Below are 21,717 nucleotides of genomic sequence, written 5' to 3' on the forward strand. Positions count from 1 at the left end.
TAAAAATATGATTTACCCTCCAGTAGATGAGTTATGCAAAAACGGATGCAACCGTTACATTCTCTGCATCGCCACCTCAAAATGCGCAAGAAAAATAACCGAAAAATACGCTCCGCCGGCAAATGCAAAGAACAGCGATGAAATTGTAAAATCACACCATGCAATTCTCGAGGAAAAGCCTCTCGTTACAGCTATAAACAAGCTTTACAATAACGAGTATAGAATTGTAATTCCGGATATAAATGTATAACGCGGAATGCGATATTTTTATTTTTTCTTCGCTTCCTGAGCTTGACCGACCATATACCTATGCCGTCCGGGAAGGAATAAATATTTTCCCGGGATGCGTCGCCGCTGTTCCGTTTGGGCGAAGCAACAATCCGGCTTTCGGCGTGGTAACCGAAATCAGAAACGTATCCTCTGAAGACGAAATAAACCAAAACGATAAAATAAATCTCAAGGATGTCTTGTACACACTTGATCCGATATATTCTTTATCAGAAATACAGCTTTCTTTGTGCCGATTTTTAAAGGATCACCTGTTTGCGACCTTTTCCGATTGCGCGCGCGCCGTATTGCCGCCAGGTGCGGAGGCGGCCGTGCGCAGTTTTTACATTTGCGGATCTGAGCTTAAATCTCCGGAGAATATTTCTTTTCTTTCACCGCTTACTGATAAAAAGCTGATGCGCATACAAGGGCTGAATGAATCATATGAAAATCTGCTTTTAATATTGAACGGAGCCGAACTCACCGAGAATTCATTTTCCAAAAATGCCGCCGAATATCTTATCCGTAAAAAGCTTTTGGCACGCAAAGCAGTGCTTTCATATGCTTCTTCTGAAAAGAGTGCGAAATTCATTCGCCTTTCCAATCCATGCAATTTTGTTGACAATATCGATATCTTATCAGACAAGCATGTGAAAAAAGCCGCTGTATATGCCCAAGCCGCAAAATACCTTTCAATATGCGGAATTGAAGGTATACCGCTGTCCGAATTTTTAAAACAGTTCGGAATCAGTTATTCCGGTCTGTCAACCATGAGCCGGTTTTATCCGGTGGAAACATTTGAAAAACGCTTATTCAGACCGACATATATTCATCCCTCTCAAGACGAAAATATCACTCAGGAGTTTATTTTAAATGCCGAGCAGGAAAAAGCCGCAGCTTCTTTAGGAGAAATGCTAGATTCCGGCGTCGCTTCCTGCGCGCTTTTACACGGAGTCACCGGAAGCGGAAAAACCATGGTCATGCTTTCGCTTATCGACCGTGCTTTAAAATCCGGAAAAGGTGTTATAATGCTCGTTCCGGAAATAGCGTTGACAGGCAGGGCTTCACGGCTTTTGCTTTCACGATATGGCGACAAAGTCGCAGTCATTCATTCGGGATTGTCCGACGGCGAAAGATTTGATGAATGGACGCTTACTAAAACCGGTAAAAAGACCGTCGTGCTAGGGACAAGAAGCTCAATTTTCGCTCCTGTTCAAAATCTCGGGTTGATAATCATTGATGAAGAACACGATCAAAGCTATAAATCCGATACACGCCTAAAATACCATGCCAGGGATGTCGCCAGATTTTTATGCGCAAAATGCGGCGCGCTGCTGCTGCTTTCCTCCGCGACTCCGGATATAGAAAGTTATTATAAAGCCGAAACGGGTAAATACAGGCTCTTAAATCTGACTGAGAGATTCAATGCTTCGCCGATGCCGGACGCGGAAATATCCGATATAAGAAACGATATTGCGGAGTCTCCCGATAAGCTTATCGGCGCAAGGCTCGGCACAGCAATAAGAGAAACGCTTTCCCGGGGCGAACAGATTATTCTTTTTATGAACCGCAGAGGTTACCGTCATTATATGATGTGCCGATACTGCGGAGGTATAATTCTCTGCCCCAACTGCAGCGTTTCAATGACGCTTCATAACCCCGATTTCGGCGGTGAAAGCCGCCTGATGTGCCATTATTGCGGATATACCGAGGCTCCTCCAGAGCAATGCCCCTCCTGCGGTCACAAGGCGCTTATGTTTTTCGGTTACGGTACCCAAAAGCTTGAAGAACAGCTTAAAACTGAATTTACTTCCGCGCATATAATTCGAATGGATTCAGATACGGTAACCAAAAAGCATTCTCACGATGAAATACTGTCGGATTTTAAATCCGGGAAAGCGGATATACTCATAGGTACTCAAATGGTGGCAAAAGGTCATAATTTTCCTAATGTCACTCTTGTCGGGATCGTTTCCGCGGACAGCTCGCTTTATTTATCCGACTACCGGGCATATGAACAGACTTTTTCTCTTTTGACACAGGTAATAGGTCGAGCAGGGCGCGCGGAGCTTTCAGGACGGGCAATAATCCAGACCATGAATCCGGATCATGAAATAATCCGTCTCGCGGCCTCGCAGGATTATTTAAAATTTTACAAGGGTGAAATTGCCGTCAGAAAAGCTCTTTTATATCCTCCATTCTGTGAAATATGCGCGCTTATTTTGTCCGGACAGGATGAAAAGTTCGTAAAGGAAAGCGCGACATATACAGATTCTCTTCTCGGCGATCTGATAAAATCGGATTTCACCGATGTTAAGCTGATCGCTTACGGACCGTTTGAAGCTATGCCGTACAAGCTCAACAACACCTTCCGCCTTAAATTTGTTTTCAAGCTTAAATCCGACCGCAGAACACGTGAATATTTAAACTTGATATTATCTTTATTCGCAAAATCGAAATATAAATCAGTCATAATTACGATAGATATGAACCCCGGCATTATTTAAGCGCCGGTATCTTAAGCCCGATACACTCATTACTCATTAAAAAATATTTTGATTGTAAACCTGTTCGGCGCATGAGCCTCTTAGCCTGAGCTTACTCATTAAAGCGGCACTAAAAAGCTTTGATGTTTCCAAAGATTTATAATTTTTATTTGCCGCATACAGAAGCTTCATCTTAGAGCATATATAATTCGATACCTAGCATAATAATAAAGCTTTTAAGTTATATAACGGAGGACACAATGGCAATAAGAAGAATAGTTACTGATGCCGATGGCTTTCTAAGAAAGAAATCAAAGCATGTGGACAAGATCGATGCACGTACACTGAAGCTGATCGACGATATGCGCGACACTCTCGCAAAGCACAATGGAGTCGGACTGGCGGCGGTTCAGGTAGGTATATTAAAACGAATTTTTATTGTCAACACCGGCGATGAAACAATCGAGCTTATCAATCCTGAAATTTTATCTGCCGAAGGCGAACAGGAGGATCTGGAGGGCTGTCTCTCAATTCCGGGCAAATGGGGCATCACCCATAGGCCGATGAAGGTCACTGTCCGCGCAGAAGACAGAAACGGTGAAGTCAAGACATACAGTGGCGAAGGCCTTGTTGCACGCGCCTTCTGCCATGAAAACGATCATCTTGACGGCAAGCTTTATATTGATATTGCAACCTCAATGCTTACACAGGAAGAGGTCGACGCACTTGACTGAAAACACTACCTATGATAAAAAACGGAGCATGTCGCTTTTATATATGGGCACCCCGAATTATGCCGTGGCCCCGCTTCGTTCTTTGTTAAATTCCGGTCTTTTTGATAAGATATCAGTTGTCACACGCCAGGACAGCCCGCAGGGACGCGGACTTAAGGATAAATTTTCAGAAGTAAAACGATTTGCCATCGATAATGCTATCGATGTATATCAACCTGTCAATTTAAAAAAGGATAATTTCGAAGCTGTTCTGCAAAAGCTTGATCCCGACATTATAATCGTCGCCGCATACGGCATGATTCTGCCGGAATATGTTCTTAATTTTCCGAGATTCGGATGTATCAATATTCATGCTTCCCTTTTACCGGAATACCGCGGAGCGGCGCCGATAAACCGCGTCATTCTCGACGGAAAGCAAAAAACAGGAATAACCATTATGAGAATGGATAAGGGAATTGACACCGGGGATATTTTATGTAGTTACGAAGTCCCTATTCTACCCTTGGATAATTTCGGTTCACTCTGTGCGAAGCTTTCTGACGCAGGCGCTTCCGTCATACCGGAAGCCGTCAAGCTGATTTTATCAGGTGAAGCGGTATATAAAAAGCAAAACGATTCATTCGCATCCTATGCTTCAAAGATCACCTCTGCCGATCAGTGTATCGATTGGTTTGAAGATGCGGCAAAGATCGTCAACAGAATACGGGCCTTTTCACCCGACCCATGTGCCAATACCATTACTCCCGACGGCAGACTTTTACGGATTAGCGCCGCGCATGAAGGCTCGGCGGTCGAAGCGCAAATTATACCGGGAACAGTTATAAAAGCTAAAAAAGCACTGGAAATTGCCTCCGGCAACTCATTGTCGCTCGTTATCGACGAGCTTCAGCCTGAAGGAAAACGCCGTATGTCCGGACGCGATTTCATAAACGGGCGAGGAATAAACGAGGGCGATGTGCTTTCACGCACGCTCATGTGCTAATACGTAAATTATATTTTTAACGGCAATCAAATCACTTGTTTATATTAATTGCCAAATTAATATTACGAAAGGATACTGTAATACATGCCGACCGGAACAGAATTTTATATAATCCTTATTCTGCCCGCGCTGATCTTTTCAGTTTGGGCAAGCTTCAATGTAAATCATACCTTCAATAAATATTCGAAAATTTCCAACAGCCGGGGCATAACCGCCGAAAACGCGGTTTATGCGGTGCTTGATAACAACCATATAGGCGGAATTTCGCTTGAACGGATTAACGGAAATCTCACAGATCATTATGATCCGGCAAAAAATACGATAAGACTTTCGCAAAACGTTTCCGGTTCAACAAGCATCTCGGCAATCGGCGTCGCCGCACATGAAGCCGGGCATGCGGTACAATACGGTACCGGTTATTCATTAATTAAGCTTCGGACCATGATCATTCCGGTTTGCCAGTTTGGCTCGAACGCCGCCATGCCTCTTGTGTTCATAGGACTTTTCTTTTCAATTCCTGTTTTTGTCGATCTTGGCATATTGTTTTTCGGCGCGGCAGTGGTATTTCAGCTCGTCACGCTTCCGGTGGAATTCAATGCTTCTCATCGCGCTGTCACAGCGCTCAGAGAAACAGGCACACTTACCGGGACCGAGCTTATCGGTGCCGAAAAGGTGCTTAAAGCTGCAGCGTTGACCTATGTCGCCGCGCTTGCTGTCGCTCTTCTCAATTTCCTGCGCCTTCTTTCTCTGGCTGGGAGACGCAGACGCTGATGAAGGAAAAAAAGATTTACTCACACAATGTTCGGGAATTGTGCGTAGACGCGCTCAACAATCTTGAAAAAGACGTAAAATATTCCAACCTTCAGCTAAACGCTTCATTAACCGAAAGTGCTTTATCAGAGCAGGACAGAGCACTGTTCACCGCTCTTTTTTACGGAGTCATTGAAAAGCGCCTCACTCTTGATTATCTCATCGACCGCTTTGTCAAGCGTCCCGATAAGCTCTCTCCTTACACCAGAAACATTTTAAGGACGGCAATATTTCAGCTGTTATTCTTGGAAAAAATTCCGGATCACGCGGCTGTTTTTGAAGCCTGCGAAACGGCAAAAAAGCATGAAGGTCCGGGATGCACATCGCTTGTCAACGGCGTACTGAGAAATATAATCAGAGAAAAAAGCACACTGTTTGATTTTAAAGACGCTGATCCCATAAAAGCTCTTTCTATTAAACACTCTGTTCCTGAAGAATTGATAGCTCTATGGATTCATAGCTATGGTCAAAGAGCGACCGAAATCGTTTGCGCTCTTTCATTGACCAGATATCCGTCTCTGTATGTAAACACTTTGAAAATCAGCCGCCAAGCATACTGCGCAATGCTTACCGATAAGGGTATAGAATATTCGATTTCCGGTAAAACCGATGTTTTACTTAAAGCGCCTTTTCCGGCAGTAAAGCTCCCTGGATTTAATGAAGGATTGATTTTCATACAGGACCTTTCCTGCCAGGCGGCTATATCAGACCTATTACCAGGTAAAAATGAGATAGTAGTTGATGTTTGCGCCTGCCCGGGAGGAAAGAGCTTTTCCGCCGGCATAGCAATGGAAAATACCGGCGCGATATATTCCTTTGATATCCATTCCTCAAAGCTTCCTCTTATAACAAAAAGTGCAGAAAGACTCGGGATTACGAACATAACCGCACGTGAAAACGACGCCAGATTCCCGGCAGCGGAATTAGTCGGAAAAGCGGATACAGTTATCTGCGATGTCCCTTGTTCAGGATTCGGAGTGATCGCAAAAAAGCCTGAAATAAGATATAAGCCTTTATCCGATCTCGCTTCCCTGCCTGATCTTCAGTTTGAAATTCTTGCCAAGTCCTCTATGTACTGCGCACCGGGAGGTAAAATTATGTATTCGACATGTACACTTAATCCAAATGAAAACGAACGAGTTTCAGAACGGTTCTTATCCTCCGCTCCACAGTTTGCAAGAATATCCGGCAACGCCGGAACCACCGTATTTCCGGACGCTTTTCACGACGGATTCTATTATGATATTTTCATCAGAAAAGATTAAAAGCAAATATGATTAATAATACAGATACTAAACCCTTAAAAAAATACGATATCCGAAGCATGTTTCCGGAGGAAATTCAAGCTCTGATCGTTCCGCTCGGATTTGAACGGTATCGTGCAGAACAAATTTTCAGCTGGCTTTACAAAGGCACCGACAGCTTTGAAGACATGACGAATTTATCAAGAACCGCGCGTACGATTCTAAACGATCATTTTTATATCGAAACGCCTAAAATCAATACTTCTTTTAAATCAAAAGAAGACGGCACGATCAAGCTGCTGCTTGAATTTCCGGACGGTGAATTTGCCGAATGCGTCGCACTCGGATATAAATACGGATACAGCGCGTGCGTATCTTCTCAAGCCGGATGCAAAATGGGCTGTTCGTTCTGCGCGTCCACTAAAGCCGGATTTACACGCGACCTGACCGCCGGAGAGATTCTTGTCCAGATTGAAATGCTTCAAAGAGAACTCCGGAAAGAACTGCCGGAAGCCAAAATCGGACATGTGGTAATGATGGGCATTGGCGAGCCGCTTGATAATTATAATAATTCAATTAAATTCATAAGGCTGGCCAACGACCCGCGCGGATACAATATCGGGATGCGAAACATTTCACTTTCAACCTGCGGGTTGGTCGATAAAATAAACAAGCTTGCCGAAGAGGATCTTCCGATTACCCTTTCCGTTTCACTTCACGCGCCTAACAACGAGCTCCGTTCCTCGCTTATGCCGGTCAACAATAAATATCCGATCGAGGAATTAATATATGCCTGCCGCGAATACATTCGCAAAACAGGCCGGCGCATATCCTTTGAATATTCACTGATTCACGGAGTAAATGATACGCCCGAATGTGCAAAGGAGCTTTCAAAGCTGCTTGCAGGGATGATGTGCCACGTTAATGTCATACCAGTAAATCCTATCAGCGAAAAATCGTTTAAGGGCAGCCCCAAAGAACGAATTTTGCTCTTTACAAATCTGCTTTCACTTGGTAAAATAAACGTAACGGTAAGAAGAACCTTAGGTGCGGATATTGACGCTGCCTGTGGTCAGCTTCGCAGGAAAAGAAAGCAAAATTGACATTGGAGTAATTTTATGGATTGCTTCGGTTCTACCGATATCGGAAAAAGACGCGCTCTTAATCAGGATTGCTTTCGTATTGTATATGCGAAAGATTTTCTGATATCATTAGTATGCGACGGAATGGGCGGAGCGAACGGCGGTAATATCGCCTCCGCAATTGCTGCCGATGTTTTTTGCACCCGTTTATCGGATGAGATATCAAGCTCATCCGCTCCTTCCTATGATAACATAAAGGAATATATCAATAACGCGCTTATTGAAGCAAACCGCGCGGTATATGAAAAATCCAAATCCGATCCTGTCCTTGATGGAATGGGTTCGACTTTGGTTGCATTCGTGTCCGATGGGAAAGCCTTTTACACTGCAAATATCGGAGACAGCCGTGCGTATTACATACCTTCGGAATCCGGTGAAATAATAAAGCTTACAAAGGATCATTCTCTTGTTCAATCTCTTATAGATTCCGGCATTATAACCGAAGACGAAGCTGCCGAGCATCCGAACAGAAATATTATAATGCGCGCTGTCGGCGTTGATGAAATTGCCGAACCGGATATAATCTCTCATAACCTGTGCGGAGGCCGCGTGCTGTTGTGCAGCGACGGGCTCTCCGGGTATTTTCATTTTGACGATTCATATAAAAATATTCTTACCGATATGACGGATCCGGAAAATACCGTTAACCGTCTTATCGAGTATGCCAACCGATGCGGCGGCAGCGATAACATAACCGCGGTTATTATCCGGCTTCAGTCATAAACAAATGTCAAAGGAAGATAGTTATTTTGGAAAACCGTGATAAATATGAAGCTCTTGTCGGAACCACTCTCGACAACAGATATCTTATATTAAATATAGTAGGAATCGGCGGAATGTCAGTCGTCTTGAAGGCAAAGGATCTTCAAATGAACCGAATCGTCGCCGTTAAAATACTTAATGAGGAGCAGGCCTCCGATGAAAAAGCTGTTCGTCGCTTTGTCAACGAATCAAAAGCGGTAGCAATGCTTTCGCATCCGAATATAGTCAATATTTTTGATGTCGCATTCGATGGACCGCTTAAATATATCGTAATGGAATACATCGACGGTATAACGCTCAAAGAGTATATGAGCAAAAAGGGAAAGCTGTCATGCCGCGAGGCGGTTTTATTTACCGAACAAATACTCAAGGCTCTTGAGCATGCACATGAAATGGGCGTAATCCACAGAGACATCAAGCCTCAGAACGTGCTTATGTGCGGCGACAATCATATCAAAGTAGCCGACTTCGGAATAGCAAAGCTTCCGGATTCGGAAACCATTACAATGACAGACAAAGCCATAGGCACTGTATATTATATAAGTCCCGAACAGGCAAGCGGAAAACCCACCGGCGTTTATACGGATATTTATTCGGTCGGCGTAATGCTTTACGAGATGGTCACTGGCAGACTTCCTTTTGACGGAGACACACCTCTTTCCATCGCAATGATGCAGGTAAATAATTCTCCGGTCGAGCCCAGGAAAATTGATCCTTCCATTCCTGTGGGCCTTGAACAAATTATTCTTAAAGCAATGCGCAAAAACACCGAGGAAAGATTTAAATCAGCTCGCTCTATGCTTCGCAGCATATCGATATTAAAATCAAATCCCGATGTAATATTTGAAGAAAGACTCCCAAATTCAAAAGCAGAAGATGAAAATGCAAACGCAAACAATACTGATCAATCGGGTTCTGATATAGAATCATTCTCTGACGCCGCAAACGAAAACAAAAAAAAGCTTCCTTCCGCCATCATGGCAAAAAACAAAGGTGCTTTTACGTCTTCAGCAAATGACGCAACTCCTGTCAGATATAAAAAAGCAAAACGCACGATGTTCCCTATAATTTTCGGCGTTACCTGCGCGTTCTTGCTCGTCGCCGGAATCAGCGCGGCAATCGTTGCAATTTCATTTTTTAAAACTCAGTCTCAGGATACAAGCCTGACATTGACCGTCCCTGAATTAGTCGGAAAAGAATATAATGAAACACTTATAAATGATATAGCAAAAGAAAATTTCCGGATTTTATCAAAAAAATATATTTACGACGCTAACTATGATACTAATGTGATCGTTACTCAGGAACCGGTTTCCGGCACAAGGAAAAAAATTGCGAACAATTCTCTGTTTTGCGATATAACCATCACAATAAGCCGGGGCAAGCAATCCATACCAATGCCGGATGTAACAATCACAGAGTATCGAACGGCGGAAATTGAATTAAAAAAGCTAGGTCTCGAGGTAAGAGTAATACAATCCTTTCATGATACGGTTCTCGACGGATATGTGATTTCCACAAGCATAGAAGCCGGAGCGCCTGTCAATGTCGGAGATACCATCACCTTAAACGTAAGCAAAGGTCAGGAAATTCAATATGCTTTGATGGTTGATCTATCCGGGCTGACATATAATGAAGCCGCAAGAAAGCTCGCGGAAAATGGCTTTGCTGTCGGAAAAATCAAACGTGAGCCATCTCTGAGTCCCACGGATACGGTAATAACTCAAAGTATCAAGCCGTTTGTTTCCGTCCCGAAAAAATACACTTCGGTTGATCTGACTCTAAGTATCCAATATACAGAAGAAGCTCTTGAGAGAAAGCGCATCATAGATGAAGGCGGTGATCCGTCACAGCCCGAACAGCCTGTAACCGAAGAAACTCCGAAAACCGGAGATACACCAACTACGGGAACACCCGGCACATCGGAAACGCCGGATACAATACAAATCCCTGCGCCGATAGATTAAGATTAAATGTAACCAGCAAAACAATTCTTAAAATAAAAGGAGAAAATTTTGATGCTTGAACCGGGCTACGGAAATACCGGAATGTTCAGAGGGCGTCTATTATGCTGCGTCGGAGGAAAATACAAGGTATTCGACGGGAACAGCATCATAGGATGCGAAGCCAGAGGTATATTCAGACATAATAACCTCTCCCCTGTAGCGGGGGACGAGGTTATTTGTATTCGCGGACAAAACAATGAAAACACAGCTGTAATAAACGAGGTTCTTCCGCGAAAAAACCTCTTGCCGCGCCCTCCGGTATCAAATATCGATGTTTTGTTTATTGTGTGCGCAAGCTCTGAACCGGAGCCGTCGGTGCTTGGAATCGACAAGCTTACCGTCATAGCCGCTCATCTTTCTATAAAGCCCATACTGATTATAAATAAAACTGAAATAAATCCGGTAAAAGCGTCCGAACTTTTTGATATATATTCTTTTTCGGGAATTAATACATTTTTATTCCAGGAAAACACTCATGATGAAGTAAAAGCTGCTCTGCTCCCTTTAATAGAAGGAAATGTTTGTACATTCGCGGGAGAAAGCGGAGTCGGCAAATCAACGCTCCTCAATTCACTTTTCGGAGAAGATATTTCAAAAACTTCTGTTTTGAGTGACAAAAGTAAAAGAGGGCGTCAGACAACACGCGAAAGTGTTTTATATCCGATTTCTTTTTGTAAAAGCCCTTCTTTTTTGGCGGATACTCCCGGTTTCTCGCTTCTTGATTTTGAAAAGAACTCATTTGTGGATAAATATGAGCTTGCCCAGTGTTTTTCTGATTTTATTTCTTTTACAGATAAATGTAAATATAATAAATGCTCGCATACGGTTGAGGAAGGATGCGCCGTGCTTGAAGCGGTAAGAGAAGGAAAAATTAAGAAAACCCGCCATGAAAGCTATATGTATTTATATAATTGTGTAAAAAATTTTAAACCTTGGGAAAAGAGGTCATAGTCACAAATAAATAAAGATATAATTATATCATGTTTTTGTATTTCCTTTGCTTAATATTACAATTCTAATATCTATATATAGTGTTTCAAAGACTTTTTTATTTCATTATTTTATATTTTCCGATTTGACACAATAATATTTTTTATTGTATTAATGCTATAATTATAATATAAAATCACAATTGTACAATTTGTACATTTTTTTCATTTAATTTTTGTTCATATCGACTGTTGCAATTTATTCATACACATGTTACAATATATTCAGAAATTTTATAGGAGGATATCTATGAAAAAGACTTTTGCATTACTCATTGCCATCGTCATGATAGCTTCTCTGTGCGCATTTCAGGTAAGCGCAGCCGGAAAGGTTGTTTATGTCGGCGGCGATCCAACTCTTGAAGAAAAAGGCACCGGAACACAAGATGATCCTTTTTCAAAGCTCTCTCTTGCGATCAAAGCACTTCCGCAAGGCGGCGAAATCGTTCTCTTAAACGACATTGACCTCGGATACGAATACACCAATGACAAAACCAAACCAGCTCCTACGGCAGATACAATCGGTAATTCATCCGATACTGCTTTTCATTGCAGAAACCCATTTCATACCGGATATATTACAATCCGCAGTGAATCATCCAGTGATGTAAAAAATATTGTTTTTACATGTCACAGAGATTTTACATCCTGGGTAATGGGTGGTCCGACGATATTTAAGGATGTAAAATTCAGTTTTTCAGCAATCGGTGGTTATAAGAGGATCTATTCAAACGGATTCCCGCTTATATTAGACTCAGGTACCACTGGTGAAGGAACTTATTTCTATCCCGGAATAAGCCCCTATACAACCGATGAAGATAAAGCTTCAAGAATCGTGACAAAATCTGATATCATATTCAAAGACGGTAATTGGAATTATCTTTTCGGCGCTCAGGCGACCAACTGCGCCAGCGATCTTGTTTCAAATTATTATGTAATAGGAAAAGCTTCTATCGTCGGATATGCTTCTGTCGGTCCGATGTTTGGAGTTTCTTTCAAAGAAGCAAACCTCTATGTGGATACTACAGGAGCGGTCGCTACTGTTCATTCAGCATATCAAGGTAAAGACGGAACCGTAAATATCTATATCAGAAACGGCTCAGTCGGAACTCTCAACTGCGCCACACAAAGCGGCGGCACACTTAAAGCTGTCAACGTTTATATTTCCGGCGGAGATGTCACCACGGCTCTCAACGGAAAATGCGACGTTGCCGAATCGACAAATCTCTTTCTCGGCAAGGGCTTTAAACCAACTGCCACCGCAGCTGATTTTACATCGACAAATGAATCCACAATTTTCTATGTAGACGGAGCTCTCGGTCATGCAGATTCCGGAGACGGCAGCCATGGCAATCCTTTTGCAAAAATTTCTCAGGCTATAAAAGCAATAGGCGACAATGACGGCACAGTTGTTCTTCTCTCTGATGTTGACCTTGCATACGAAATGTATGAAACTCCCAACGGAAGCGATGATACAGTTAAAACTCATATTTTCAATCCTAAACACAAGGGAACCATAACAATTCTTGGCACTTCCTGCGAAGCTCCCACAAATATCAAGATGACCGCTCATCGTTGGTATGCTTCCTGGAATATGGGCGGAAACACAATTTGCTACAACATAGGAATATTTGGTAACTGTTCATATTATCAGATCTTTAACAATGGTTATGACCTTACTTTTGATTATAACTGCACAACTGCCGGCGGTGCGACATATTTTTACACCGGTAATTCTCCTTATCTTTCCGATGAAGACACCGCGGCTCTCGACGGCAAATATACCGGCGGATCGCTCACTTTTAAAACCGGTACATGGAATTACATTTTCGGGCCGAAGAAAACCGCTATTGCTGAAGTGTCCGAAGGCGAAACCCCGGCTGATAATTTCAACGAAGATGTCAGCACTGCAAATAATATACTCGGTGATGCTGTGTTCTCAGGTTATATTGAGCTGGGCGGAATGGATAATGTCAACGTCAACAAAGTAACTTTGAACTGCAACACCGCAGGCACTATCGGAACTCTGCATGTCGGTTATGCCGGCAACATAAAGGAATGCAGACTCAACCTTCTTAGCGGTACTATCGACAAAGCAGCTCTCGGCAGCGTAAGCGCTGAAGGTTTAACCTGCGATAAGATGATCCTTAATCTTCGCGGCGGCGATATAACAACTCAGTTTGATCTCATTGATACCAAGCCTTTCACTTTCGGTGAAGCAATCGCGTATGTAGCAGACGGAATAAAATACACCGCTACAGCCGGCGAGGGTATTACTCTTAAGACCGGAAATCTCCCCGCTACAGTCTCTCTTGACAAGACATCATATAAACCCGGTCAAGCAATCACTGTTTCCTTCACAGATGCTTCCGCAAAAGACTGGGTTGGAATTATTAAGAAGGGTCACACCCCCGGAGAAACCGCCATCGACAATGATATGGGCGGCAAAACATTCGGATCTGCTCTCATGTGGGCTTATATAAGCGGCGAAGGACAAGTAGTTCTTACCGCTGAATCTGAAGGCTGTCTCAAAGATCTCGAAAAGATCGAGCTTCCTGTCGGCGATTACATCCTCTTCTACGCTCAGAACGACAGCTATGCAGTAACTCAGTCTATCGAATTCAAAGTAAGCAATGAAACCGCTCCTACCGAGACCGGCGATATGACATATATTCTCATCGCCGCAATCATTTTATCAGCAATAGCAGCAGCCGTTGTTGTTAAGAAGCAGAGATCATAATTCGCTTAAATAAATTACCGGAAGCTTTTCAGCTTCCGGTAATTTTTATTCCCAAAACTCGTTTAATGCATCTTTTAAATCATCAATATCGGCAATATGTTTTATATCATCCCAATCGTCAGGAAAAGCTTCTATATAGTCCTGCTGTCTGTATCTTGAATCGCAAAGTAATATGAATCCTCTGTCATCTTCGCTTCTGATAACTCTGCCGGCAGCCTGAAAGACACGGTTTAATCCCGGCAGATCATATGCGAGTCTTTTCCCTGTTTCTCCTCTTTCGTCATATAGTAATACCTGAGATTCCTTTTCTTTATTCGGAGGCACCAATCCAACTCCTACAATTATGGCACCGTAAAGAGCATCTCCAATCAGGTCTATTCCTTCAGAAAATATTCCGCCTAAAACAGCAAAACCGACCATTGAAATATTGCCTAAAGCAATCTGACGAAAGCTTGATACAAACGATTCTCTTTCAGAATTCGGCATATGCCTTTTTTGTACTATAATTTTATCATATGAAAAAAGTCTTTTGTAAACCGATACCGCATTTTCAAGGTAATCAAAAGACGGCATAAAAACAAGATAATTTCCATGCTTCACATTAACTGCCGCGTTTATATATCTACAAAGATCAACAACAGTCGAATTTCTTGCCGAATATGTAGTTTCTATTTCTATGTCTGCAATCAATCGGTTTTCACGTGCATATGGCGATGGCAAATCAATAAAATTGTCAAAATCATTTCCGCCCAGTACGTTGAAATAATATTCGCTCGGCAGCAGAGTCGCAGAAAAAAACACAGCATTTCCCCATTGCAGCACAATGCTTGAAATCCGTTCCGATGGATCGATAAGATATATTTTTAATGATCCGTCCGTATCATAAAGCGTCATATAGGTTCTGATATAGGATGATATTAATCTGTTTGAGCTTTTGCTATCAAGATTCCGAACTGTTTTCGCTATATCGGCTATAAAACAAAACCTTTTATATTTGAAATAAAGATCTTTTATCTTTTCATACGGATACGGCAATGTGTCATCTTCTGGATTCAACGTTATCAACCGTTTCAACAAAAGCTCAGAGAGCTTATATGCGTATATCACTGGTTCATCTTCAAGCTCAAATGAAAATAATTTGTTTTCTTCCTTTACAGCTTTTGCGGCAATTTTAAAATAATTAAGTAAATCCGAAGTAATTTCCGCTTCCTGCTTAAATTTGTTTGATATTGCTTTATAAAATGACGAAATATCTGATTCGTCAAGTCTCGCGGACCAACATTCTCTTACTCTGTCAGGAAGGTTATGCGCCTCGTCTATAAGAAGGAAATAATTATCAGTATTCAACGCGTATCGCTTTATTGAAACAAATGGATCAAAAATATAATTGTAGTCGCAGATGACGATATCGCAATATTCAGAGGCGTCAAGCGCAAGCTCAAAAGGACATACTTTATATTTATCAGCAAAAAAGCCTATATCTTTTTCGCTGATATGTGTGTTTTGATTCAGCAGATTAAGTAATGCTTCATTTATCCGTGAGTAATGACCTGCTGCCTTTTCGCATAGCTCAGGAGTGCATTCATCAAACGGGCAGAGATCATGCTTTGACGCAAGGGTAATTGATTTTAATAAAGGCTTTCCGTTTTGGAGCGCATTAAGCGCATCCATTGCGGCGGCCCTTATACTGCTTCTTGGTGTTAAATAAAATATTTTATCTGTTTTTCCGGCCAGAAGTAATTTAATTGCCGGATACAGAGCAGAAATTGTCTTCCCTATACCGGTAGGAGCAGACGCAAACAACTTGTATTTATTTTTACCCGCTTTATATATTTCACGTATAAGCTCTTTTTGTCCGTCGCGGTATTTATCATACGGAAATTTAATTGTCTTATTATTCAGTTCAGGATTTATATATCGCTTTGCAGCTATCAATGCAAAAGGAAGGTAAGCTTTGATCAGCGTATTAAAGAATTCGTTCAGCTCAGTAAATTCATTAACGCTTTCTCTGTATACTATTTCACCGCTGTTGACCGGCACATAACAAAGCCTGATATTACATCTTGATAGCTTTCTGGAAACGCAAAGCATGAAGGCATAACATTTTGCCTGGGCAAGGTGAAGCGGGTTATACGGAACATTTTCTGCGGTACCTTTAACGCTTTTAATTTCATCTACGGTGTATTCGCCATTGTTCAATGAAATGCCGTCGGCAATTCCGGACACAACAAATTCGATACAGTTATCAGCCAGGACAAACTTTGATTCAAGACGAACCTCAGCTCTGTAATTCTCGTTTTCAGATATCATATCCGATTCAAAACGAGAATGAACGTCCTTTCCTTCTTTGAGCCTGTCAGATGTATAAATTCCGCGACCGCCAATATCTCCAGAGCGAAGCAAGAAGCAGACAAGCTCTCCCACTGAAATATTGACAGTACATTTACATACAGATAATTCATCTGAAATAGATTTTCTGGTTTTCATTTAATTGTTACGAAGTTTTTCAGAATACCTATACCTTCAATTTCAACTTCTATTATATCACCGGCTTTTATCTCTCCGATTCCGCTGGGTGTTCCTGTGGTGACAACATCGCCAGGCATTAGAGTCATACATGACGTAATGAATTCAAGCTGTTCATATACATTCCAACGCATATCTGATGTATTTGCCTTCTGAACTGTCTTTCCGTTACGAACCGTTCTGATATTCAAGCACATAGGATCAACTTCAGTTTCAATCCATGGACCGAAGGGAGCAAAGGTATCAAATCCTTTTGCGCGTGTCCATTGACCATCAATTTTTTGAATGTCACGTGCTGTCACATCGTTAAAGCAGGTATAGCCCAATATATAGTTATGTGCGTCAGATGCTTTAACGCTGCTTGCTTTTTGCGATATAATAAACGCCAGCTCACCCTCATAATCGATTCTTCCAAAACCATTCGGGATCCTGATATTGCCTAAATGATGGTTTACAGAGCTTGGAGGCTTCAGAAAAATGACCGGTGTCTCAGGCACTTCTCCTCCGATCTCAGCAATGTGTTCTTTATAACATTTGCCGACAGCGACGATCTTTGACGGCATTGAAGGAGAAAGGATTACTATATTGTCCGTTTGATCTGATATTGGCAGAATTTCACCTGTTTCGGTAAACCTAAGAAAATCCGTATCACAGCTTTTTTCTTTATTTAAATATTCGCACACAGAGATTTTATCTCCAACGATTTTACCGTATAAAACCGTTTTCTTTTTTCCGTCATTATACTCAAAACGTACAATACGCATATCTATTCTCCGTTTTATAAGTTATTCAGGATTTCAGACCATACATTCCCGCTTCCCTCTCCTGTAAGAGAAGAAAATGGTATCACTTTCGTGCCCGGACGGATGATATCACTGTTTCGAAGCTCGTCTAGATTGATTTTTAGAATTGCTTTTGTTAGTTTATCAGATTTTGTGGCCGCAACAATATATGGTATGTCATGGTAATTCATCCATGTAAACATATTGATATCATCTTTTGTCGCTCCGACTTTTATATCTATCAACTGTATAACGGCTTTAAGCTTGTCGTTTTCTTCGAAATAAGCTTCAACCAGATTAGACCACTTAAGCTGTTCTTCGTTGCTGCGCTGTGCATATCCATATCCGGGAAGATCCACAAAATATATCTTTCCGTCTATATTGTAATAATTAATTGTAATCGTTTTCCCCGGCATTCCGCTTACGCGTGCAAAGTTTTTTCTGTTCAATAGTTTATTAATCAATGAACTTTTGCCTACATTTGAACGTCCCGAAAAAGCAATTTGATATAATCCGTCTCTTATCAGCTGCTCGGAAAATCCGGCGGAAATTGTCAGAGATACATTGTTTTTATTCATCACTTCCTCCTGAAGCTTATTAAACGGTAAATAATAAGATTTTCAGCTTCGCATGCCTGTAATATTAACAGGTACTCTTATTTCTGAAATACTTATATTCGTATTTTCAAAATCAGTAGCTGAAGGCGCTTTTACTTTTGTTTCAGATGCGCTTTCTAATTCTTTGAAACCGCATAATGCAACTCTCAACACATCGAAAATGCTATCTGCCGGAATAAATTCAACATTTTGTTTAACTTCTTCGTCGACTTCATCAAGATCATCAAGGTTTTCGATGGGAATTATTATTTTCTTCATTCCGTTTGCATAAGCAGCCGAGCACTTTTCTCTGAGACCGCCTATAGCAAGCACATTTCCAGTGAGCGTTATTTCGCCTGTCATTGCGATGTCGGTTCTTACGGGCATTTCGGAAAGAGCCGATACAAGCGCACAGGTCATAGATACTCCTGCGCTCGGCCCGTCCTTTGGCACCGCTCCTTCGGGAAAATGAATATGTATGTCAGTCTTATTATAAAAATTTGTATCCTTAATTCCGAACGCTTCGGCATTTTTCCTAATAAGACTTATCGCAGCGTGAGCCGATTCCTTCATAACATCTCCGAGCATACCCGTTAGCTCAAGCTTACCGGTACCGGGCATGGTCAAAACTTCGACTTTAAGCAATTCGCCGCCGGATTCTGTCCACGCAAGTCCATTTACAACACCGATCTGCGGAAGCTTTTCAATCTTATCTTTTTTATATTTTCTTTTTTCAAGATAATTGATTATGTCAGCAGACTCAATAGTCAATGTCTGAGCCTCGCCCGAAACAATCTTTTTTGCGGCACGGCGGCATATCTTAGCTATCTCTCTTTCAAGATTTCTGACGCCTTGCTCTCTTGTGTAATACTCGATTATTTCTGTAATCGACGCATCTGTGAATTTTAAAATCCTTCGATTCAACCCATGACGCTTAACCTGCTTAGGAATTATATGGTTTTTTGCTATTGATATTTTTTCCGACGCAGTGTAACCCTTAATGCTAATAATTTCCATTCTATCGAGCAATGCTCTTGGAATGGTCTCAGTAGTATTTGCTGTTGCAATAAACATACAATCCGAAAGGTCAACCGGTATTTCAATAAAATGATCTCTGAACGCGTGATTCTGTTCACCGTCCAATACCTCAAGCAAAGCCGACGCGGGATCTCCGTGACCGTCATATGCAAGCTTATCAATTTCATCAAGTACAACAACCGGATTCAAAGAACCGGCTTGCGTCAAAGCGTTTACTATTCTACCTGGCATACTACCTATATACGTTTTTCTATGTCCGCGTATTTCCGCTTCATCACGAATACCTCCCAGAGATATACGCACATATTTTCTTTTCATAGCTCTTGCTATTGAAGCGCATATTGATGTTTTACCGACTCCAGGCGCTCCGACAAGGCAGATGATCTGTGTCTTCAGTTCAGGAGCAAGCTGTTTTACAGCAAGAAATTCAATGATTCTTTTCTTGACGTCGATTAAACCGTCATGATCTTCATTCAATATTTTTTCCGCGGATTTTATATCAAGTCTGTCTTTGGTTTTCTTTGTCCAAGGCAATTCAAGACATGCGTCTATATAATTTTTAATAACGGTGGCTTCCGCTGAACCAAACGCCATCTTTGAAAGCTTTTCATTTTCTTTTAAAAGACGGTCTTCAACAGCTTTCGGCAGCTTCTTTTTTACTATTTCATCGTAAAGCTCATCGGATTCTTCTTCAGGTTCGGTATTTCCAAGTTCTTCTCTTATAACATGAAGCTGCTCACGGAGAAAATAATCGCGCTGACTTTTATCCATCCGATCATGGACCTTTTTGTTTATGTCCTCTTCGAGCTTTAGTATATCAATCTCTGATTCCAAAATAAGAGAAATCAACTCCGCGCGTTTTATCGGGTCGAATTCCTCAAGAATTTCTTGTTTGTCTTCATATTTAAACAACACATTAGCGGCGATAAAATCCGAAAATAACCCCGGATCGCTAATTGCGTTTATAGCGACAGTCGCCTCTTTTGAAAGCTTCGGAGCAAATTTTAGATATGTATTAAGCCTGTCTATTGCGTTTTTAATTAAAGCTTCTCCGCGGATACCGCCGTTATCATCAAGCGCTATCGCTTTTTTGATTACATCGGCGTACAATTCTCCGTTTTCATACTTATGAAGCTCCGTCATTTCTGCGCGAGCAACTCCTTCCACGATAAGACGGTATTGCTTATCCGGAAGTTTTAAAGCTTGTTTTATTACTGCAATTGTGCCGATTTTATATAGATCCTTTTGTTCAGGAATATCTACAGAAGAATCAATTTGTGTCACTATAAATATTTTTTTGTCCGATTCCAGCGCTTTTTCAATAGCTGCGACAGATATTTCTCTCGTAGCTTCGAATCCTGTCGGCATATCAGGAAATACTACCATTCCTCGCATTGCAATTACAGGGAGAGTAAAGCTTGTTAATTTTTCTGTATATTTAACCATTTATATTATTTCCTTTTTTCATATTGAGCAGAATAAGTCATTTTCTATTATATCAGACAAAAGAATAAAAGACCATAAGTTTTTATTAATTTTCAATTAAATTTTCTGAGCGGTTAATAGTAAGCGATGTCGTAAAACAAAAAAGCGAGCCCCGAGGAGCTCGCTTTTTTGTTTATTCACTTTTGAATTTAATTATTTAGCTCTTCTTTTTGCGACAACTACACCTGCAAGGCTAAGAGCAGCAACGAGAGCGAATACAACGGTGGTATCACCGGTGGTCGGATTCGTTGTATCATCTTCTGCAGGTTCTGTTGCAGTGGGATGAGCATCAGCGTATGCTTTTGCGATCACGGCGTCAGCATCAGTTTCATGAGCAGGCGTAGGAGCCATAGCAGCTCTTCCGGCTGCGGAATCGTCTGTCTTTATCAAAAGGCAGTCGTACTGAATGTCATTAGCAATGGTATCTTTTGTAGCATAGAGATTAACGGTGATATAAGCAGTTCCTGCGGGAGCAGTTGTTGCAAAACCAGCGCCGCCATCATATGCATTTCCAGCATTGGCAGTGTCAGAATTGGCAGTGTATTCATAATAGTTGGTATCAGTAGCGGCAACAGCTTTGAGATCCTTGTCCCAATACTCAACTTTGAAGCCCATAACTCCTTGAGCGCTGGTCATATTATCAACAAACCAAAGAACGCATTCGGTCTTGATCTTTGTTCCTGCTTCAACGGGAATATAAGCTGTTCTTATTCCCATAACGCTGTTGGCATCGGTCTTATCAAATCCGAGAGCAAACTTTCTATACCAACCATAAGTAGATTGGAATATTTTCGCATCGGTAAATTCGCTGTCTTTTGATTTAACGAAGCCGTAAGGAAGACTGTCATCAGTAAAGCCCGCGTTTTCAATAACACGCATGCCTTTTTCGTCCTGAACAATGGTATCGATATTGGTCGGCATACCGTCGGCGGCAACAGGATATCCTTCGAAATCGGTGTAGAAAATTACACCATTGTCTTTGTCTGTCCATGCGATGAACTTAGGATCGGTCGTGGGAGCAGCATATGAGCTGACTGCGATCAGAGCCGAAATCATCATGCATGCAAGAATAACGGAAAAAAGTCTTATAGCCTTTTTCATAGTGAAACCCTTTCTTTTGTACAAAAT

The 21,717-nt window shown here is 41.6% G+C and carries 16 protein-coding genes; 11 read left to right on the forward strand and 5 right to left on the reverse strand.

The genetic code is table 11. From position 1 onward, the window contains the following. Window positions 1-7: 7 nt before the first annotated feature. The 11 genes from VB118_02435 to VB118_02485 all read left to right on the forward strand — a co-directional run bounded on the left by VB118_02435 (window position 8) and on the right by VB118_02485 (window position 14,162). Complete coding sequence (locus tag VB118_02435) at window positions 8-250, forward strand: DNA-directed RNA polymerase subunit omega (GenBank protein ID MEA4831461.1); 243 nt, start codon at window positions 8-10, stop codon at window positions 248-250. Continuing rightward, window positions 243-2,774: a primosomal protein N' gene (gene priA / locus VB118_02440; protein MEA4831462.1), complete on the forward strand. Its 2,532-nt coding sequence runs from the start codon at window positions 243-245 to the stop codon at window positions 2,772-2,774. Before VB118_02435 ends, priA begins: the two co-directional genes overlap by 8 nt. A gap of 239 nt (window positions 2,775-3,013) precedes the next feature. Next, window positions 3,014-3,487 carry a peptide deformylase gene (def, locus tag VB118_02445; GenBank protein ID MEA4831463.1) on the forward strand — a complete coding sequence of 158 codons (474 nt, stop codon included), beginning with the start codon at window positions 3,014-3,016 and terminating at the stop codon, window positions 3,485-3,487. Continuing rightward, a complete protein-coding gene (fmt, locus tag VB118_02450) occupies window positions 3,480-4,469 on the forward strand; it encodes a methionyl-tRNA formyltransferase (protein MEA4831464.1) in 990 nt (329 codons plus the stop codon). Before def ends, fmt begins: the two co-directional genes overlap by 8 nt. Before the next feature lie 84 nt (window positions 4,470-4,553). Next, complete coding sequence (locus tag VB118_02455; protein ID MEA4831465.1) at window positions 4,554-5,240, forward strand: zinc metallopeptidase; 687 nt, start codon at window positions 4,554-4,556, stop codon at window positions 5,238-5,240. Beyond that, complete coding sequence (gene rsmB / locus VB118_02460) at window positions 5,240-6,544, forward strand: 16S rRNA (cytosine(967)-C(5))-methyltransferase RsmB (protein MEA4831466.1); 1,305 nt, start codon at window positions 5,240-5,242, stop codon at window positions 6,542-6,544. Before VB118_02455 ends, rsmB begins: the two co-directional genes overlap by 1 nt. An 8-nt stretch (window positions 6,545-6,552) precedes the next feature. After that, window positions 6,553-7,626 carry a 23S rRNA (adenine(2503)-C(2))-methyltransferase RlmN gene (rlmN, locus tag VB118_02465; GenBank protein ID MEA4831467.1) on the forward strand — a complete coding sequence of 358 codons (1,074 nt, stop codon included), beginning with the start codon at window positions 6,553-6,555 and terminating at the stop codon, window positions 7,624-7,626. A 15-nt stretch (window positions 7,627-7,641) separates the two neighbouring features. After that, complete coding sequence (locus VB118_02470) at window positions 7,642-8,388, forward strand: Stp1/IreP family PP2C-type Ser/Thr phosphatase (GenBank protein ID MEA4831468.1); 747 nt, start codon at window positions 7,642-7,644, stop codon at window positions 8,386-8,388. A 26-nt stretch (window positions 8,389-8,414) separates the two neighbouring features. Continuing rightward, window positions 8,415-10,394 carry a Stk1 family PASTA domain-containing Ser/Thr kinase gene (gene pknB, locus VB118_02475; protein ID MEA4831469.1) on the forward strand — a complete coding sequence of 660 codons (1,980 nt, stop codon included), beginning with the start codon at window positions 8,415-8,417 and terminating at the stop codon, window positions 10,392-10,394. Between the two features lie 51 nt (window positions 10,395-10,445). After that, window positions 10,446-11,384, forward strand: a complete 939-nt coding sequence (gene rsgA, locus VB118_02480; protein ID MEA4831470.1) for a ribosome small subunit-dependent GTPase A — start codon at window positions 10,446-10,448, stop codon at window positions 11,382-11,384. Between the two features lie 288 nt (window positions 11,385-11,672). Further along, window positions 11,673-14,162, forward strand: a complete 2,490-nt coding sequence (locus VB118_02485; protein MEA4831471.1) for a hypothetical protein — start codon at window positions 11,673-11,675, stop codon at window positions 14,160-14,162. A 45-nt stretch (window positions 14,163-14,207) separates the two neighbouring features. Here the strand turns inward: VB118_02485 and VB118_02490 are convergent, their stop codons facing one another. The 5 genes from VB118_02490 to VB118_02510 form a co-directional block, all read right to left on the reverse strand. Further along, window positions 14,208-16,649: an ATP-dependent DNA helicase gene (locus VB118_02490; protein MEA4831472.1), complete on the reverse strand. Its 2,442-nt coding sequence runs from the start codon at window positions 16,647-16,649 to the stop codon at window positions 14,208-14,210. Next, window positions 16,646-17,452, reverse strand: coding sequence for a fumarylacetoacetate hydrolase family protein (locus VB118_02495; protein ID MEA4831473.1), 807 nt, complete (start codon window positions 17,450-17,452; stop codon window positions 16,646-16,648). The genes VB118_02490 and VB118_02495 overlap by 4 nt, the downstream gene beginning before the upstream one ends. Before the next feature lie 14 nt (window positions 17,453-17,466). Continuing rightward, the gene (gene yihA / locus VB118_02500) at window positions 17,467-18,048 is read right to left on the reverse strand and encodes a ribosome biogenesis GTP-binding protein YihA/YsxC (GenBank protein MEA4831474.1); all 582 of its coding nucleotides are present in this window, start codon (window positions 18,046-18,048) and stop codon (window positions 17,467-17,469) included. A 42-nt stretch (window positions 18,049-18,090) separates the two neighbouring features. Further along, the gene (lon, locus tag VB118_02505; GenBank protein MEA4831475.1) at window positions 18,091-20,550 is read right to left on the reverse strand and encodes an endopeptidase La; all 2,460 of its coding nucleotides are present in this window, start codon (window positions 20,548-20,550) and stop codon (window positions 18,091-18,093) included. A gap of 192 nt (window positions 20,551-20,742) precedes the next feature. Continuing rightward, on the reverse strand, window positions 20,743-21,690 hold the full coding sequence (locus VB118_02510; GenBank protein ID MEA4831476.1) for a hypothetical protein: 948 nt from the start codon (window positions 21,688-21,690) through the stop codon (window positions 20,743-20,745). Between the last annotated feature and the right edge of the window lie 27 nt (window positions 21,691-21,717).

It is taken from the genome of Oscillospiraceae bacterium, assembly GCA_034925865.1.
Taxonomy (GTDB): domain Bacteria; phylum Bacillota; class Clostridia; order Oscillospirales; family SIG627; genus SIG704.

Bases quoted from the DNA above. Each gene is read 5' to 3' on its own strand.
- rlmN (MEA4831467.1), top strand. From the start codon at position 6,553: ATGATTAATAATACAGATACTAAACCCTTAAAAAAATACGATATCCGA.
- priA (MEA4831462.1), top strand. From the start codon at position 243: ATGTATAACGCGGAATGCGATATTTTTATTTTTTCTTCGCTTCCTGAG.
- rsmB (MEA4831466.1), top strand. From the start codon at position 5,240: ATGAAGGAAAAAAAGATTTACTCACACAATGTTCGGGAATTGTGCGTA.
- VB118_02485 (MEA4831471.1), top strand. From the start codon at position 11,673: ATGAAAAAGACTTTTGCATTACTCATTGCCATCGTCATGATAGCTTCT.
- rsgA (MEA4831470.1), top strand. From the start codon at position 10,446: ATGCTTGAACCGGGCTACGGAAATACCGGAATGTTCAGAGGGCGTCTA.
- yihA (MEA4831474.1), bottom strand. From the start codon at position 18,048: ATGAATAAAAACAATGTATCTCTGACAATTTCCGCCGGATTTTCCGAG.
- VB118_02495 (MEA4831473.1), bottom strand. From the start codon at position 17,452: ATGCGTATTGTACGTTTTGAGTATAATGACGGAAAAAAGAAAACGGTT.
- VB118_02470 (MEA4831468.1), top strand. From the start codon at position 7,642: ATGGATTGCTTCGGTTCTACCGATATCGGAAAAAGACGCGCTCTTAAT.
- def (MEA4831463.1), top strand. From the start codon at position 3,014: ATGGCAATAAGAAGAATAGTTACTGATGCCGATGGCTTTCTAAGAAAG.
- VB118_02455 (MEA4831465.1), top strand. From the start codon at position 4,554: ATGCCGACCGGAACAGAATTTTATATAATCCTTATTCTGCCCGCGCTG.
- VB118_02490 (MEA4831472.1), bottom strand. From the start codon at position 16,649: ATGAAAACCAGAAAATCTATTTCAGATGAATTATCTGTATGTAAATGT.
- VB118_02510 (MEA4831476.1), bottom strand. From the start codon at position 21,690: ATGAAAAAGGCTATAAGACTTTTTTCCGTTATTCTTGCATGCATGATG.
- VB118_02435 (MEA4831461.1), top strand. From the start codon at position 8: ATGATTTACCCTCCAGTAGATGAGTTATGCAAAAACGGATGCAACCGT.
- lon (MEA4831475.1), bottom strand. From the start codon at position 20,550: ATGGTTAAATATACAGAAAAATTAACAAGCTTTACTCTCCCTGTAATT.